Annotated in this window: 18 protein-coding genes; 11 read left to right on the top strand and 7 right to left on the bottom strand. The window is 65.2% G+C overall.

Going from position 1 to position 14,591, the window contains the following annotated elements; genetic code table 11:
- The first annotated feature begins 41 nt into the window (after positions 1-41).
- Genes GUY30_RS04060 through GUY30_RS04040 form a run of 5 tightly spaced genes read left to right on the top strand, consistent with a single transcriptional unit; the run spans position 42 to position 3,770 of the window.
- Positions 42-656 (top strand): DUF4178 domain-containing protein, encoded by a 615-nt coding sequence (locus GUY30_RS04060; RefSeq protein WP_167194302.1) that lies wholly within the window; start codon positions 42-44, stop codon positions 654-656.
- Positions 656-1,258 (top strand): DUF2617 family protein, encoded by a 603-nt coding sequence (locus GUY30_RS04055; protein WP_167194300.1) that lies wholly within the window; start codon positions 656-658, stop codon positions 1,256-1,258. Before GUY30_RS04060 ends, GUY30_RS04055 begins: the two co-directional genes overlap by 1 nt.
- Positions 1,255-1,692, top strand: coding sequence for a hypothetical protein (locus GUY30_RS04050; RefSeq protein ID WP_208091483.1), 438 nt, complete (start codon positions 1,255-1,257; stop codon positions 1,690-1,692). Before GUY30_RS04055 ends, GUY30_RS04050 begins: the two co-directional genes overlap by 4 nt.
- A gap of 18 nt (positions 1,693-1,710) precedes the next feature.
- A complete protein-coding gene (locus tag GUY30_RS04045) occupies positions 1,711-2,139 on the top strand; it encodes a DUF350 domain-containing protein (RefSeq protein WP_167194298.1) in 429 nt (142 codons plus the stop codon).
- A complete protein-coding gene (locus tag GUY30_RS04040) occupies positions 2,136-3,770 on the top strand; it encodes a polyamine aminopropyltransferase (protein WP_228281667.1) in 1,635 nt (544 codons plus the stop codon). Before GUY30_RS04045 ends, GUY30_RS04040 begins: the two co-directional genes overlap by 4 nt.
- A gap of 96 nt (positions 3,771-3,866) precedes the next feature.
- On the opposite strand, the gene GUY30_RS04035 is transcribed toward GUY30_RS04040, so the two are convergent.
- The 3 genes from GUY30_RS04035 to GUY30_RS04025 form a co-directional block, all read right to left on the bottom strand.
- Positions 3,867-4,274, bottom strand: a complete 408-nt coding sequence (locus GUY30_RS04035) for a DUF4190 domain-containing protein (RefSeq protein ID WP_167194296.1) — start codon at positions 4,272-4,274, stop codon at positions 3,867-3,869.
- A 119-nt stretch (positions 4,275-4,393) separates the two neighbouring features.
- Positions 4,394-4,984: a TIGR03085 family metal-binding protein gene (locus tag GUY30_RS04030; protein ID WP_167194294.1), complete on the bottom strand. Its 591-nt coding sequence runs from the start codon at positions 4,982-4,984 to the stop codon at positions 4,394-4,396.
- An 83-nt stretch (positions 4,985-5,067) separates the two neighbouring features.
- On the bottom strand, positions 5,068-5,979 hold the full coding sequence (locus GUY30_RS04025) for a Sir2 family NAD-dependent protein deacetylase (RefSeq protein WP_167194292.1): 912 nt from the start codon (positions 5,977-5,979) through the stop codon (positions 5,068-5,070).
- 225 nt (positions 5,980-6,204) lie between these two features.
- Between GUY30_RS04025 and GUY30_RS18165 the strand changes: the two genes are divergently transcribed.
- The 4 genes from GUY30_RS18165 to GUY30_RS04005 all read left to right on the top strand — a co-directional run bounded on the left by GUY30_RS18165 (position 6,205) and on the right by GUY30_RS04005 (position 9,255).
- Positions 6,205-6,513 carry a PLD nuclease N-terminal domain-containing protein gene (locus GUY30_RS18165; RefSeq protein WP_407645298.1) on the top strand — a complete coding sequence of 103 codons (309 nt, stop codon included), beginning with the start codon at positions 6,205-6,207 and terminating at the stop codon, positions 6,511-6,513.
- Between the two features lie 274 nt (positions 6,514-6,787).
- On the top strand, positions 6,788-7,237 hold the full coding sequence (locus tag GUY30_RS04015) for a flavodoxin family protein (RefSeq protein ID WP_167194288.1): 450 nt from the start codon (positions 6,788-6,790) through the stop codon (positions 7,235-7,237).
- A 183-nt stretch (positions 7,238-7,420) separates the two neighbouring features.
- Positions 7,421-7,777 (top strand): winged helix-turn-helix domain-containing protein, encoded by a 357-nt coding sequence (locus tag GUY30_RS04010; protein ID WP_167194286.1) that lies wholly within the window; start codon positions 7,421-7,423, stop codon positions 7,775-7,777.
- Between the two features lie 71 nt (positions 7,778-7,848).
- Positions 7,849-9,255 carry an amidase gene (locus GUY30_RS04005; RefSeq protein ID WP_228281666.1) on the top strand — a complete coding sequence of 469 codons (1,407 nt, stop codon included), beginning with the start codon at positions 7,849-7,851 and terminating at the stop codon, positions 9,253-9,255.
- 15 nt (positions 9,256-9,270) lie between these two features.
- Here GUY30_RS04005 and GUY30_RS04000 read toward each other — a convergent pair whose 3' ends face one another.
- The 4 genes from GUY30_RS04000 to GUY30_RS03985 all read right to left on the bottom strand — a co-directional run bounded on the left by GUY30_RS04000 (position 9,271) and on the right by GUY30_RS03985 (position 12,839).
- Positions 9,271-9,936 (bottom strand): DNA alkylation repair protein, encoded by a 666-nt coding sequence (locus GUY30_RS04000; protein WP_167194282.1) that lies wholly within the window; start codon positions 9,934-9,936, stop codon positions 9,271-9,273.
- Between the two features lie 13 nt (positions 9,937-9,949).
- Entirely contained in the window at positions 9,950-11,020 is a 1,071-nt protein-coding gene (locus tag GUY30_RS03995; protein WP_167194280.1) for an FUSC family protein, read from the bottom strand.
- Between the two features lie 181 nt (positions 11,021-11,201).
- Positions 11,202-12,407, bottom strand: coding sequence for an RNA polymerase sigma factor (locus tag GUY30_RS03990; protein ID WP_167194278.1), 1,206 nt, complete (start codon positions 12,405-12,407; stop codon positions 11,202-11,204).
- A gap of 24 nt (positions 12,408-12,431) precedes the next feature.
- Entirely contained in the window at positions 12,432-12,839 is a 408-nt protein-coding gene (locus GUY30_RS03985) for a YciI family protein (RefSeq protein ID WP_167194276.1), read from the bottom strand.
- A 264-nt stretch (positions 12,840-13,103) separates the two neighbouring features.
- On the opposite strand from GUY30_RS03985, the gene GUY30_RS03980 reads away from it, so the two are divergent.
- The gene (locus GUY30_RS03980) at positions 13,104-13,799 is read left to right on the top strand and encodes a hypothetical protein (RefSeq protein WP_167194274.1); all 696 of its coding nucleotides are present in this window, start codon (positions 13,104-13,106) and stop codon (positions 13,797-13,799) included.
- Between the two features lie 238 nt (positions 13,800-14,037).
- On the top strand, positions 14,038-14,571 hold the full coding sequence (locus GUY30_RS03975; protein WP_167194272.1) for a type 1 glutamine amidotransferase domain-containing protein: 534 nt from the start codon (positions 14,038-14,040) through the stop codon (positions 14,569-14,571).
- The last annotated feature ends 20 nt before the right edge of the window (positions 14,572-14,591 follow it).

The raw sequence follows: 14,591 nt of genomic DNA, 5'->3' as shown, positions 1-14,591 counted from the left end.
GGTTGTTGAACCGTCCGGCCACCGAAACGAAGCAGACCGCCGTGCCCTCAGAACTCCTCATCGCCGTCCTCGTCTTCATCATCGTCGTGCTCGTGACCGTGCTCGTCATCCGAACACGTACCAACAAGGCCCGAAAGCAGGAGCAGACTCAGCAGCCGGCCGCCCCACGCGATCCCTTCGCCGCCGATCAGAACACCGGCGGTGACCCGGAGACCATCAAGGCCGGCGACCTCCTCGAATTCGGCAATGAGAAGTTCTTCGTCCGCGGCACTCTGCGCATCTCCGAGGGCGGCTACGACTGGGCCGAACACTTCTTCCAGGCCGACGCCTCGGCGACGCGCATGTGGTTGAGCGTCGAACGCGACCCCGATGTGCAGATCGCCCGCTGGCGCGACCGCCCCGACCTCGACATCGAGCCGAAGGCACGGACAATCACCGTCGACGGCACCGACTACGACCTCGTCGAACACGGCACCGCCTCTTACCGGTCCGAAGGCACCACGGGGCTGAACGAGAAGGGCGGAGTCGACTATGTCGACTACGAATCCGGCGACGGCCGCATGCTCGCCTTCGAACGCTTCGACCACGGTCGCTGGGAAGTCAGCACTGGCGAGACCATCCCGACGGGCTCCTTCACCATCTACTCCGGCAGCTGATGCTCACCCTCCCCCGACCGCTCGACGTCCCCTTCACCGACACCAGCGCCGAGGCGCTGCGGCTCAGCCTCGACCACGGTCGGATCGCTCCCCTGGCTTCCCGCAGCATCACCGTGCCCACCGTAGCCGCACCCACTGACACGGAGCCCACCCTCGCCGAGGCGGCCCCTGAGCTGACTCTGACCCTGACCGTCATCGGCTCCTCCCACCAAGCGATCCTGAGCGCCGGGTCAACCGATGCGTTCATCGAATCCTTCGCCTGCCTCGGCAAAGATATGTCGCCGTTACGACCGCGGTGGGACCACGAGGACGTCCGCCACGGACGGTGGGCCGGTTACACCGAACACCGGTTCACGGCGACGCGCACGAAAGTGCACGGAGACTTCCCGACGACCGCCGCCGAGGTGCTCGCCACCGGTGCCGACCGTGCCGTCACCAGCGACGACCACTTCTCGGTCGCGTTCCCCGGGCAGCCCGGCGCGCTGACGGCACTGTCGCTGACGTGCGCGCAGCCCGAGCGGATCGCGTGGCAATCGTGGCACTGCTATCCGCAGCATCAGGAGATCGTCCACAGCACCAGCGAACTGAGGAGGTCGACATGAGCCAGGGACCGAACGTCTCGATGAGCGGAGGTTCCTTCGACTTCGACCGCGCGAACAACGGCGGCGGGAGCGGACCACAGCGGCCCGGCGGACCCCAGCGCCCCGGCGGCGGTTCGGGGCGGAAGCCGCGCTTCGGCTGCGGAACGATCATCGGAGTCGTCATCGTCCTCATCGTCCTCGGCAATGTCTTCCGCGGCTGCGGATCCTCCGGATCGGCGAACTGCGGCGACTACGACCTCTCGAACGGCCAGTACGTCTCGAACCCCGGCAAGGGCGACTACGAGAAGAACGGCACCGGCTATGACTACGTCGGCTGCGACACCTCACGCTCCGGAGGCGGCGGATTCTTCTTCCTCCCGTTCTTCTCCGGCGGCGGATCGAACTACGGCGACGGCTCGGGCTTCCGCGGCGGCGGACCGGGCACCGGAAAATAGGCACAGCGAAAGGCAGACATGCTCCTGAACTACCTCCTCTTCGAAACCGGAGTCGTCCTCTCCTATGCGGGCTGCGGGCTCCTCCTCATGGTCATCGGCTATTTCGTCGTCGACCTGCTCACCCCGGGCAAGCTCCACGTCATCCTGTGGGAGCAGAAGTCGCGCAATGCCGCGGTCCTCGTCGCCTCCGACCTGGCCGGCGTCGCGATCATCGTCATCGCCGCCATCCGCGCGAGCTCCGATGATCTGGCCGCAGGCATCCTGTCCACCCTCGTCTTCGGCATCGTCGGCATCATCCTCATGGCCGTGAGCTTCCTGCTCATCGGTCTGCTCACTCCGGGTAAGACCGGCGAGATCATCAACTCCTCACAGATGCACCCTGAGGTCTGGGTCAACGCCACCGCCCACCTGGGCATTGCGGGCATCATGGCCGCAGCCCTCCTTTGAGCACCTCTGACGAATCCGGTTCGGCTCCGACCGGTTCCGCTCCGACCGACACCCCCACCGAGGCGGCCCGCCCCATCACCCTGCCGATGCGTCCGGGTCCGGCCCGGTTCTTCGTCCTGCTCGCCGTGTTCATCTGCGCCAGCTGCGGAATGGTCTACGAGCTCGCGCTCGTGGCCCTGGGCTCCTATCTGCTCGGCGACACCATCGTCCAGGCCTCCATCGTCCTGTCCGTCATGGTCTTCGCGATGGGCATCGGATCGCTGGCGACGAAACGGCTGACTGGGTTCGCCGCCGTCTCCTTCGCACTCATCGAGGCGGCCCTGGGCATCATCGGCGGGCTGTCGGTCATTCTGCTCTATCTCGCCTTCGCCTTCGCCGCTGTCTACACCGTGGCCATGGTGGCCCTCGCGTTCGTCATAGGCGCACTCATCGGCGCGGAGATCCCGCTGCTCATGGAGCTCGTCCAACGCATCCGCGCCCAGAAGGCCTCGAGCGCGGTGGCCGACCTCTTCGCCGCCGACTATGTGGGCGGACTCGTCGGCGGGCTCGCCTTCCCCTTCCTCCTGCTGCCGCTGCTCGGGCTGCCGCGCGGTGCGCTGGCGGTGGGGATGACGAATGCGCTGGTGGGCATCCTCATCGTCCTCTGGCTCTTCCGCACCGAGATCTCCCGCACCGCACAGGTCATCTTGGCGGCACTGCTCGTCGTCATCCTCGGCGGGCTCACCGTGGTGTGGATCTACACCGACGACATCGAAGTCACCACCCGGCAGCGCCTCTACCGGGATCCGATCGTGTATTCGCAGCGCTCGGACTATCAGGAGATCGTCGTCACCGAAGCCCGCAAGACCGGCGATACGCGGCTGTTCCTCAACGGGGATCTGCAGTTCGCTTCGGCCGACGAATACCGCTATCACGAAAGCCTCGTCCATCCGCTGCTGGACGGTCCGCGCCGCAACGTCCTCGTCCTCGGCGGCGGCGACGGCTTGGCCGTGCGCGAGATCCTCAAATACCCCGACGTCGCATCCATCACGCTCGTCGACCTCGACCCGAAGGTGCTGGAGCTCGCGAAGACCTCGGAGCACTTCACCGCATTCAACGACGATTCCCTCGACGATCCGCGGGTGAAGACGATCGCCGCCGATGCCTTCACATGGCTGCGGGAGGCGAAGCATTCGGCCTATGACGCAGTCATCGCGGACCTGCCGGACCCGGATGATGTGGCGACGTCGAAGCTCTACAGCATCGAGTTCTACGGGCTCATCCGTCAGGTGATGTCGCCGGAGGCCCGCCTCGTCGTCCAGGCCGGCTCCCCGTACTTCGCCCCTGATGCCTACTGGGGCATCGGGCAGGCCGTCACCGAGGCGGGACTGGCGACGACTCCGTATCACGTCGATGTCCCCAGCTTCGGCGATTGGGGATATTTCCTCGCCGACCTCAGTGGCGACGGCCCCGAGGTGACCGTGCCCGAGGATGCCCCGCAGGACCTGCGATTCGCCACCGCCGAGGTGCTCGCCGCCTCGACGACGTTCCCACCGGATCGTGATCGCTCGTCTGTGGGCAAGGTCGAAGCCTCGACGCTGCTGCATCCGCGGGTGCTCGATCAGGAACGCGGAGCCTGGGTCGGCTACTGACTGAGTTCGATAACGATTTCTAGCAAAGGCAGAGGGCCGACCCATGTGGGTCGGCCCTCTGCCGTCTCTGATCGGCGAGTATCGGATCGGTCGGGGTCAGCCGGCCATGAGGCTGGCGAGGCCGCCGACGATTCCGAACGAGATTCCGAGTGCCCATCCGAGGACGAGGAGTCCGAGGAAGACGAGGCCTAAGATGAAGCCCCACTTGGCCATCTCGTTGTCTCCAAAGCCGGCTTCCTGCGAGCGCTTGCGTGCCATGTGACCGGTGATGATGCCGATGACGGGTCCGATGAAGTTGAATCCGAGGAACGTCGACAGAGTTGCCACGAGCGAAACGATGCCGAGCACCTTGCCCGGGTCTTCTTCGACGCGCTGGCCGTAGTGGGGTCGGTTCTGGTTCGAGTAGCTCTGCGGTGCTCCGTACCGTCCGGTGGACGGGTTGGAGTACTGGCCGATGGCCGGCTGATCGAACTGGTCGGGGGTCGGGGTGGGTGCTGCATTCATGGTGCGTGTCTCCTCTGTATCGGCTGTTGACACCAGCCTAGGAAGACCTCAGCGTCTGCCGACAGGGACCAATCCCCCGACCGGGAGGGGGTTTTCCCGACACTCCCCTGCTCCCGGTCTCAGCGCACGTCGACGAGTGCGTGGTCTGTCCGACCCATAAGATAGAGAAGCAACTCGAGTGGCGCCCCGGTGATCGTCGTGGCCTCGCCGCTTCCCTTCTTCCCAGCGGTGCGAGATCCGAAGCCCGGTGCCGAGATCGTCACCGGGCCCTTGGCCTTCCCGGCGAACGGCAGTAGCGCCACCTTCGTCTGTGCCCAGACGGTCGCGGTCTCTGCCTGCGACAGCCGGCGCGGAATCCATTCGATCGCGGCCCGGCGGATATCTTCATGGTGGACGAGGAACTCGGTCGTGTTCATCACCGACTCCACTCCCGGCAGGGCACCCGGAGTCCATTTCGGCGGTGCGGCGACGAGTCCGAGCAACCGGCTGAACGGCATCTCGGTGTATTCGTCTTCCTTCGCCTGCAGACGGTCGGAGAACTTCGGGATGAAGATGCCAGCGGCGGCCTGCGGGTGGCGTTCCCGGATGACGAGGTGAGTGGCAAGATCCCTGACGTTCCATCCCTCGCACAGTGTGGGGGCGTCTTCACCCGCGCGGCGGGCGGAGTCGACGAGTCGCAGTCGTTCGGCGCGTGCCAGATTGTCTTTCATACCCGCCAGTCTTCCATCTCCGGCTTGGACTCGCCTGGACGCTTCGTCATCTCACCGCTCGGTCGCTTCGCCGTCCTGTCACTTCACCGGCGGGCCCAGGTCGTGACGAAGTCGGCGACGCGGGAGATCGACCGGTAATCGGCGAATTCGTCACCTCGGGTCGGCCCGTCGGTGACGATGACGACGGGTTTGCCCTCTTTTGCCGCCGTCCTGACGAATCGCAGACCGGACAGCACCGCCAGAGAGGAACCGAGCACCACGATGCCAGCGGCCTCGTCAGCGATCCGATTGGCCTGTTGGACCCTGGCCGCGGGGACGGAATCACCGAAGTAGACGACATCGGGTTTGAGCAGTCCGCCGCATTCGGGGCAGTCGGGGACGATGAAACCGGCGGTGTCCTCGAGTTCGACGTCGCCATCGGGTGCGGTTTCGACGTCGATCGGGTCGATGCCGACTTCCTCGGCGAAATCCGGATTGAGCTCACTCAGTCTCCGCTGCACGAGATCACGGTCGAACAGGTGGCCGTTCTTCAGGCAGATCACCCGGTCGAGGCTGCCGTGGAGATCGATGACGGGACTCGGCGCCGGCGCTCCGGAATCGTTTCCGCGTTCGGCGGCGACCGCCTCGGCGGCGGATTGGTGGAGGCCATCGACATTCTGGGTGATGATCCCGGCCACCGGCAGCTCGGCCAGGGCGAGGTGGGCCCGATTGGGTCGGGTGCCGCGCATCCGCGGCCAGCCCATCCAGGACCGCGCCCAATACCTGGCGCGCTGATCGGGGTGGGAGAGGAAGGTCTGGATCGTCATCGGCTTCCGCGGCGGGGAATCGGGTCCGCGGTAGTCGGGGACGCCGGAGTCCGTGCTCATTCCCGCCCCGGTGAGCACCGCCCAATCCGCATCGGAATAGGTCTCGGTGAGCACGTCGACGATCTCGGCGTCGGAGTGGCTGGCGTCCGGACGCACGCGTCCGCGCAGGGGGTCGAAGATGACTGCCATGGCTCCACTGTAGACATGAGGGCTGACTTTTGTGTGTTCCTTGATTTCCTCAGCGGCTGCCGGAAAGCCAGCACCCTGAGAAGCATTCACGGAGATCGTCGGAACCATGTCGAACACGGGCCTGTGTCTGAGACGCCTGCGATTCCAAAAGTAGGTCAATTTCATCCTTTTGTGTGATGCGCAGCGAGCACTACACGCGATGAGAATAGTGAGGCTTGTCGCGCCATGCGATGTGCCGCGGACTCTGCTCAGAGTCCGGTTCAGAGCAAGGCGACAATCACAAGAACTAGGAGTCGACATGGTAAACGATTCGGTGTCGGCTGGGACGTTCTATGGCTAAGCATTTTCGCCCTGTTGGTCGTGTTCTTGGTCGCCGCTCTAGTGAGCATCAACAAGTCAAGCCTCGATGCTGTCACGAAATTGGTGTGGGCCGTTTTGGCCTTACTTTTCCCGATCATCGGCCCTGTGGTCTGGTTCGTCGATAAGTCGAGCAACAGGTCTTCAGTTCCACCTCGAACTCGAGCGCAACAATAACAAGACGCTCCAACTCATGCGGCAATAATGCTGCCCCATCTGATTCGACGCCTTCGGCAGGACAAGTGTCCTCCGAGGGCGTCGGCCATTTATGCACTCACTTTGGCTTGGCCCGCCGTTCCGCCACGGACCTGCAGTCTTAGCTGTTGGAACTGACAGAGTAGTTGTCGGTGACACTTTCGGTGATATGAAGTGCCCCGCAATGGTGGCCGTTCCCCTGAAGGCACCTGCTCTCGGCCCTGAAACTGCCGATGGGAGAAGTTAGAGTAGGGCCATGGTCAACGTTCTGCTCGTTCATCATTCACCGTCCGCTGCGACAGCGCAGATCGCCGAGGCGGCCGAGTCCGGACTCCGCATGCCTGAGCTCGGCGACATCGACGTCACACTCCGCCCGGCGCTGGAGGCGAGCGTCGAGGATGTGCTCGCCGCCGATGCCTATGTGCTCGGGACGACTGCGAACTTCGGCTATATCTCCGGTGCCCTCAAGCACTTCTTCGACACCACGTATAACGCGGTGCGCGAGCCGACCGCTGGCAGGCCGTTCTCCTATTGGATCCACGGCGGCTATGACACGACCGGGGCCGAGACCGCGATGAAGCAGATCACGACCGGCTTGGGCTGGAAGCTCGCCTTCGATCCCCTCATCTTCACCGGCGAGGTCACCAACGAGCATTTGGAGAAGGCCACCGAGCTGGCCGCCACAGTAGCCGCCACCCCCTCCTAACCCCTTATTACTACCTGACGGCGGCCTAGATACCTCGCGCGGGGTTGCTGGGCCGCCGTCAGGTAGTAATGGGGGAAGTATTTTGTGAAACCACTTTCCTATTCGGAAAGTAGTTGATGCCGTGGAAGTACTTTCACAGGCGGTGTCGACGATCTGGTCGCAGCCCCGAGCACAGGAGCTGACATGAACGCGAACCCCACCCCGCAGCAGGCAGCCGACCTTCTCAGCCAAGTCGAGGCGAGCCCCCTCGGCGAATCCTTGACCCGACTCGAACCGGAGCTGAACAACCCAACGCGACTGGGCATCGTCTCGAGCCTGAAGAACCGGGACAAGGCCGAGTTCAAACTGCTGCGCGACAGCCTCGGCGTCTCCGATTCCGTCCTCTCACGGCACATCACCGCACTCGAGAAAGCCGGAATGATCGAGGTGAAGAAAGGGTACGTGGGCAAACGCCCGCGCACCTGGGTCTCGATCAGGCCAGACGGATACAACCGTCTCGAGGCGCATATCCAGGCGCTGCGGGAACTGGCCGGCGCCTAGGCTCGAGAATCACTGTTCCCCCTTGGTGAGAACTTCGGTTAGGGTGATGGAAAACACTGCAGGGAGGCATGATGACCACACCGACGAGCGCCGAGATCCCGTTCCTCGAACTCCACGAAGTCTCGACACTCATCCGAACCAGGCAGCTGTCCTCCCGTGAGGTCACCGAGGCGATGCTCGAGCGCATCGAGAGCCTCGAACCCCGACTGCAGGCGTACGCCACGGTCATGGCCGAATCCGCCCTCACCGAGGCCGACCGCGCCGACTCTCTCCTTGCCCGCGGAAACTGGCTCGGCCACCTCCACGGTGTCCCCGTGGCGGTGAAGGATCTCGCGAACACCCACGATGCACCGACTGGTGCGGGCACTACGATCCACTCAAACTTCCGCCCTGACTTCGATGCCACCGTCGTCGCCCGACTGCGGGCCGCCGGAGCCGTCATCCTCGGCAAACTGCGCATGACGGAGGGCGCGTTCACCGTTCACCACCCGGACCTGCCGACCCCGGTCAATCCGTGGGATGCCGACACCTGGTCCGGAGTCTCCTCATCGGGGTCCGGTGTGGCCACCGCCGCCGGACTCTGCTTCGCCTCCCTCGGCTCGGACACCGGCGGGTCGATCCGCCTGCCGTCCTCGGCAAACGGAGTCACGGGACTCAAACCGACCTGGGGCCGGGTCTCCCGCCACGGCATCTTCGCGCTCGCGCCCAGCCTCGATCACATCGGGCCGATGACTCGCAGCTCCCGTGATGCCGCGATCGTGCTGCGTACCATCGCCGGCCACGATCCCGCCGATCCCACATCGTCGCTTGACCCTGTACCGGACTACCCGCAGCACCTAGGTGTCGATAAGGCCCCGGTCGTCGGTTTCGACCGCAAACTCGCCGAGGATCACTTCGACGCCGCGACGAACGCGATGCTCGAAGACACCATCGAGACGATCACCGGAATGGGGTGGCGGGTCCTCGATGTCGAGACACCCAACATGGAGGCCGCGGCCCAGGAGTGGACGGCCCTGTGCGGAGTCGAGACCGCCGGCGTCCACTCGGAGACGTACCCGTCTCGTGCGGACGAATACGGTCCCGATCTGTCCGGTCTCATCGAGATCGGGCGCGGACTCTCCGCCGTCGACTACCACCGTCTGCTCGAATCACGTCGGGACTTCACCGGCCGCATGCGCGCTCTCATGGCCGATATCGATCTGCTCCTGCTGCCGGGCATCGGCGTCGCCTCACCGACGATCGCGCAGATGGCGAATCTGAGATCCGACCAGAAGCTGTTCGCCGCGGTCACCGTGCCGACAGCTCCGATCGACAACTGCGGAATGCCGTCGATCACTCTGCCGGCCGGGTTCACCGAACGGGGCACTCCCCTGGCCGCTCAGTTCGTCGGCGGTGATTTAACCGAGCCTTTGGTTCTGGCCGCCGGCCATGCCTTCCAGCGGGCCACGGGCTTCCACACCCGCCACCCGGCCGATTAGACGCAGCACCTCAGCTCACTTCGCCGCGCTGCGGGCCACCATCTCCGTGATCCAAGTCGGGGCGAAGGGTGAGGTGCATCCGGGAGAGGTCGGGTAGTCGCGGAGTACGCCGAGGCGCTCACCGATCTCGATGGCACGTTTCCGCAGGTCAGGGTTCTCGATGCCGATATAGGACAGGGTCTCGTTCATTGCCCACTGCAGACGTTCGGGCGCATCGGCCATCTCGGCCTCGATCACGTCGAGCAGCCCGGGCAGGTCCAAGCCCTCGGGCTTGCGGTTGACCCGCTCGCTCGTCAGCGCCCACCCGGCCGAGGCGACCACGGGGTCCGGATCGTCCATCCATGACAGGCGCAGCGCCTCGGCGTGGGGTGACTTCTTGACGATGTAGCTGACCAGCCAGCCGTGGACTTTCGGGACTCGGGAGTCGCGCAGCATCTCTTCGAGCTGTGCTTCGCTCCAGGCCTTCGGGCGCATGATGAGGATCGCGACGAGGCGGGCCGCGGTATCTCCGGTGGCCCACAGCTCGGCGGCGAGGTCGTCGTTCTTCTTCAGCTCCTTCGCCACGGCCCGCAGCTTCGTCAGGTTGACCGCGTGGTCGTCGCCGTGGCGGGCGTTGACGGCGCGGATCTTCTCGTCCTCGAGCGAGGCCAGGGTGGCGAGCACCTCGGTGCTGGTGGTCATGGTGTCCTCTCGGTCAGTCGTCGTCATCGGCATGCGGTGAAGCATCGATCTCGGCGCGTGGTCTCTTCGAATTCCTGAAGCCGACGATGACGACGATCATGCCGACGACAGCACCGATGGCGGTTTCGATGGCACGGGAGGCCAACAGCTCCGCGACCGGGTGCGAGTTGCCGATCTGGGTCATGAGCAGGGCCAACGGGGTGATGAAGAGCAGCGCCACCGAATAGTTGCGCAGCACGTAGATCTCGGCGAGGAACTGCAGCAGGATCACCCACACCACCAGCTGCCATGCCTCGGTGGGGAACGACAGCAGGAACGCGGTGACGATCACGCCCAGCAGGGTTCCGACCACACGGTGGACGCCGCGTTTGAGACGGGCCGATCGACCAGGTGGGGTGATCGGTGCGACCGCAGCGACCATCGCCCAATAGCTGTGGGACAGCAGCGGCAGCACATCGATGAGCAGGGTGCCGAGGATTCCGGCGATGAGCGGGGCGATCGTGAATCGGGCGGCGTGGGCTGCCAGGTCGGCCTTGCCCACCGGCGAGAGCCCGACCCGCACATAGGTCTCCTTCTCCGGAGGCATGCGTTCCCCGGCGAAGTGGGCGAGCGCTCCGAGGCCGACGCTCACCAGCGCCGAGGCGGTCGCCACCCCCAGTGCCACCGGTACCGATGCGCCGTTCGGAATGGATCCGACGGCTCCGGTGGCGAAGATGAAGAAGATCGATCCGCCGGGCTTGAGCCGGAAGCGCAGGGCGACGGCCGCGCCCGTACCGGACACGAGTGAGGTGACGATGACGAGCACCCACACCGAGGCTCCGAGGTTGCCCAGCAGGGCGCCGATGCCCACGCACACGACGAGGACGGCGGCCGCGATCGATTGCCGCCTGGTCCGCGAGCGTGGGGATTCGAAGCGCGCGTAGATGCCGGTGAAGGCACCGAAGGCGGCATAGACGGCGAGGTCGAGGCGGTCGATTCCGAGCAGCACGAGGAGCGGGATGGCGACTCCCAGGGCGATGCGGAACGCGGGAATATGGTCGCGTTCGCCCGGTGGGATGCGGAAGAACTCCTGCAGGTGGCTCAAACGGATTCGGCCTCTTTCGAAATCGAGAACGGACCCCGCTGACGGGATCGCTGAGATGGGATGATGAGCCGACGGCTCCCTGCGATCGTAGTCCGCTTTGGGGACGACTGAATGTCTTCTGCCGACAGGAGTGACCAACCTCGCTCGCCGAGGCGGCCCACCGAGACCGTGATCACCACCGTCACCGTCGACTCCGGTTGTCCTCCCCCGAACGGATGCGTGCCGCCTGCCGGTTGAGATGGTTGCGTTCGGCGAGGCTGCCCGCCCGTTCGGCCGCCCGGGCGTAGAGATCGGCGGCCCTCTGCGTCTCCCCTGCTTTTTCGCGCAGGTGTGCTTCGACGGCGAAGTAGCGCGGCAGACTCTCGTCCAGGTTCCGCAGTTCGGCCAGGCCGGCCCCGGGGCCGTCGGCCTCCCCGATGGCCACGGCCCGGTTGAGACGCACGATCGGCGTATTGCGCAAGGCCAGCAGATCGTCGTACCACTGAACGATCTGCACCCAGTCGGTGTCCTCGACTCTCTGCGCGTCGGCATGGAGTGCGGCGATCGCCGCCTGCGCCTGATATTGGCCGAGTTCATCCCGGGCAAGCGCTGTCTGGAGGATTCCGATGCCCTCGACGATGAGCCGTCGGTCCCAGCGGGCGCGGTCCTGATCGACCAGAGCGATGAGTTCGCCGTCCGGGCCGAATCGGGCATCGCGGCGGGCGTGATGGAGGAGCATGAGCGCGAGCAGTCCGTCCACCTCGGCGGATTCGATCACCGACTTCAGCGTCCGGGCCAGTCGGATCGCTTCGGCGACGAGGTCGACATCGCCCGAGTGCCCCTCGTTGAACACGAGGTAGAGGGTGGTGAGCACCGAGGACAGGTCACCGGGCCGGTTGAGCCGGGAGCCAGCGATCGTGGATTTGGCGCGGCTGATGCGTTGGGCCATCGTCGCCTCGGGCACCATATAGGCCTCGGCGATCTGTCTCGTCGTCAGTCCGCCCACCGCCCGCAGGGTCAGGGCCACCGCCGAGGCGGGGCTGAGGTCGGGATGGGCGCAGAGGAAGTAGAGATCGAGGGTGTCATCGGCGTTCGGAAGGCCGTCGGTCCCCGGTTCGGCCGAGGCCCCGGGTTCGGCGAGCGTGGCAGCCATGACCCGTTCCTCGCGTTTCAGCCGTGATCCTTCGGAGCGCACGGCATCGAGGAACTTCCGCCACGCGACCGTCACGAGCCAGCCCCGCCGGTCGCGGGGCGGCTCGGACGGCCATGATCGCAGGGCTTCGATGAGCGCGTCCTGAACGGCGTCCTCGGCGGTCGCGAAGTCTGCTCCACGACTGACGAGGATGCCGATCACGGCGGGGACGAGCTCACGCAGCTCCGCCTCGGCGAGGGGATCCGGATCGGTCATCGCGGACTCCGTTCGCGTCCCTGCTCACTCGTCCACGCTGGGTGCGTGGTCGAGGAAGGGGCGCAGTTCGAGCCATTCGTTGATCGGCTCCCCGCCCTTGCCCGGGGCGGCCGACAGCTCGCCGGCGAGTTCGAGGGCGCGGTCGTAGCTGTCGACGTCGATGGCCATCCAGCCGGCGATGAGGTCCTTCGTCTCGGGGAAGGGGCCGTCGGTGACCGGAGGCTTGCCCGGTCCGCCGGACCGGACGAAGGTGCCCTCCGGGGACAGCGCCTGGGCGTCGACGAATTCGCCGGATTCCTTGAGCTTGTCGGCGAAGGCGTTCATATACGCCACGTGCGCGTCGACCTCCTCGGGACTCCACTGGTCCATCGGCGCGTAGTCCATGTACTGCGCGGGCATCCGATAGTGCTTGAGCATGAGGTACTTGGCCATGATGGTCTCCTTGTCTCGTGTCGCTCGCACGGGTTGTGCTCGCTGACATCACTGGGACGCAGCCGGACGAGTGTTCTCGACATCAGCGGCGAAGAATTCTCGTCACGAACGCCGATCACAGTCCCAGAATAGGCCGATGTGTCCGTCCTGGAACATGCGTCACCGGATCCGAACACAAATCGGCCCAGGTCACGGCGCTGCGCTGAGAGGCTTGTCTTGTACGAAACACCGACAGCTTTTTGCACATGAGACCAGGAGCAGATCATGAAGGCACAGACACTTCTCAAGACCATCACCGTTGCCGGAGCGCTCGCAGCGACCCTGACGCTCTCGGCCTGCGATATGAACATCACCTTCGGCCCGGAAGGCCAGGGACAGGAACAGGGCCAGGAGCAGGACGGCCAGCAGGCGCAGCAGACCGAGGACACCGAGACGACCGCCGAAGAACCGGCATCGGATTCGGGCTCCACGTCGGATTCCGGCTCCGCCGGTTCGGGTTCGTCCGGCACGAGCGATAGCGGCACGACGGACAGCGGCACCACCGGCAGCGGCGGATCCACCGATTCGTCCAGCGCCTCCTCGGCGAGTGACTCCTCCGCCTCGAACGGCTCGGCGTCGACCGGATCGTCGTCCTCGAACGGATCATCGTCGTCGAGCGGCACGACCGGCGACAGCGGATACCAGGGTCCGCGCATCGGCGAAGACGGAGTCGAACTCGACGCGGACGGCAACGGCAAGATCCCCGCCGACGTGCTCGAGGCGGACATCAAGAACGCCTACGCCAAGCAGGGCACCACCGTCGACACCGTCGACTGCTACTCCGACCTGCGGATCCTCTCCCACCGTGGCTCGCAGAACTGCACCGTCACGGCCGCCGGAAAGAATCACTACGGAACCGTGAAGATCACCGCGGCGTCGCAGTCCGGAATCGGCTACAGCCTCGAGTTCCCAAACATCTGAGCCGCCCGCCGGGCCTACGAAACGTACCCCTCGAGCGTCTCGTATCCCCGACTCGCATTCCCCTGGTCACCTCGGCCAGGGGAATGCGTTCGTCGCGGTCTGGAACAAATCGGTATTCTTCGTTGTTCAGCGGAGTGTGGGTGTCGGTCCAACCGCACGTCGGCCTCGACGTTCCGGCCAGCCGGGCCCATGTCAGATTCGACAACCTCACAGATCACAACTGACAAGGAGCACCATCATGGCACTCTCTGACAAGAAGGTCGCATTCCTCCTCACCCGCGGCGTCGAGCAGGTCGAACTCACCAGTCCCCGCACCGCTCTCGACGAGGCCGGGGCGACGACCGTCATCGTCTCCCCGTCCGAGGGAACGCTGCAGGCGATGGAAGGCGATTGGGAGCATGCCGAGACCTTTGACGTCGACGTTCCCGTCGCCGAGGCCTCGGTCGATGACTTCGACGCCCTCGTTCTGCCCGGCGGCACCCTGAACTCCGATGCCCTGCGTCTGAATGAGGACGCCGTCAACCTCGTCAAGGCGTTCTTCGCCGCCGACAAACCGGTTGCGGCCATCTGCCATGCCCCGTGGATCCTCGCCGAGGCGGGAGTGGCCAAGGGAAGGAAGCTGACGTCCTTCATCTCGACGAAGACTGACCTCATCAACGCCGGAGCCGACTGGGCGGACACCGAGGTGGTCGTCGACGGCAACCTCATCACCTCCCGCAGCCCCGACGACCTCGACGCCTTCAACAAGGCAATCGCTGATAAGTTCAGCTGATCTGGAACGATGCCTCCCCC

The organism is Brevibacterium pigmentatum, from assembly GCF_011617465.1.
In the GTDB taxonomy this organism is placed as follows: domain Bacteria; phylum Actinomycetota; class Actinomycetes; order Actinomycetales; family Brevibacteriaceae; genus Brevibacterium; species Brevibacterium pigmentatum.
The sequence above is the reverse complement of the archived record's forward strand: the minus strand, read 5'-3'. Positions and strand labels throughout refer to the sequence as shown.

What these genes read in the sequence shown, in the direction of transcription:
- GUY30_RS03975 (WP_167194272.1), top strand. Translation starts at nt 14,038, where the DNA reads ATGGCACTCTCTGACAAGAAGGTCGCATTCCTCCTCACCCGCGGCGTC.
- GUY30_RS04030 (WP_167194294.1), bottom strand. Translation starts at nt 4,984, where the DNA reads ATGAAAGACAATCTGGCACGCGCCGAACGACTGCGACTCGTCGACTCC.
- GUY30_RS18165 (WP_407645298.1), top strand. Translation starts at nt 6,205, where the DNA reads ATGCGATGTGCCGCGGACTCTGCTCAGAGTCCGGTTCAGAGCAAGGCG.
- GUY30_RS03980 (WP_167194274.1), top strand. Translation starts at nt 13,104, where the DNA reads ATGAAGGCACAGACACTTCTCAAGACCATCACCGTTGCCGGAGCGCTC.
- GUY30_RS04050 (WP_208091483.1), top strand. Translation starts at nt 1,255, where the DNA reads ATGAGCCAGGGACCGAACGTCTCGATGAGCGGAGGTTCCTTCGACTTC.
- GUY30_RS03990 (WP_167194278.1), bottom strand. Translation starts at nt 12,407, where the DNA reads ATGACCGATCCGGATCCCCTCGCCGAGGCGGAGCTGCGTGAGCTCGTC.
- GUY30_RS04045 (WP_167194298.1), top strand. Translation starts at nt 1,711, where the DNA reads ATGCTCCTGAACTACCTCCTCTTCGAAACCGGAGTCGTCCTCTCCTAT.
- GUY30_RS04025 (WP_167194292.1), bottom strand. Translation starts at nt 5,979, where the DNA reads ATGGCAGTCATCTTCGACCCCCTGCGCGGACGCGTGCGTCCGGACGCC.
- GUY30_RS04005 (WP_228281666.1), top strand. Translation starts at nt 7,849, where the DNA reads ATGACCACACCGACGAGCGCCGAGATCCCGTTCCTCGAACTCCACGAA.
- GUY30_RS04015 (WP_167194288.1), top strand. Translation starts at nt 6,788, where the DNA reads ATGGTCAACGTTCTGCTCGTTCATCATTCACCGTCCGCTGCGACAGCG.
- GUY30_RS04000 (WP_167194282.1), bottom strand. Translation starts at nt 9,936, where the DNA reads ATGACCACCAGCACCGAGGTGCTCGCCACCCTGGCCTCGCTCGAGGAC.
- GUY30_RS03985 (WP_167194276.1), bottom strand. Translation starts at nt 12,839, where the DNA reads ATGGCCAAGTACCTCATGCTCAAGCACTATCGGATGCCCGCGCAGTAC.
- GUY30_RS04055 (WP_167194300.1), top strand. Translation starts at nt 656, where the DNA reads ATGCTCACCCTCCCCCGACCGCTCGACGTCCCCTTCACCGACACCAGC.
- GUY30_RS04010 (WP_167194286.1), top strand. Translation starts at nt 7,421, where the DNA reads ATGAACGCGAACCCCACCCCGCAGCAGGCAGCCGACCTTCTCAGCCAA.
- GUY30_RS04035 (WP_167194296.1), bottom strand. Translation starts at nt 4,274, where the DNA reads ATGAATGCAGCACCCACCCCGACCCCCGACCAGTTCGATCAGCCGGCC.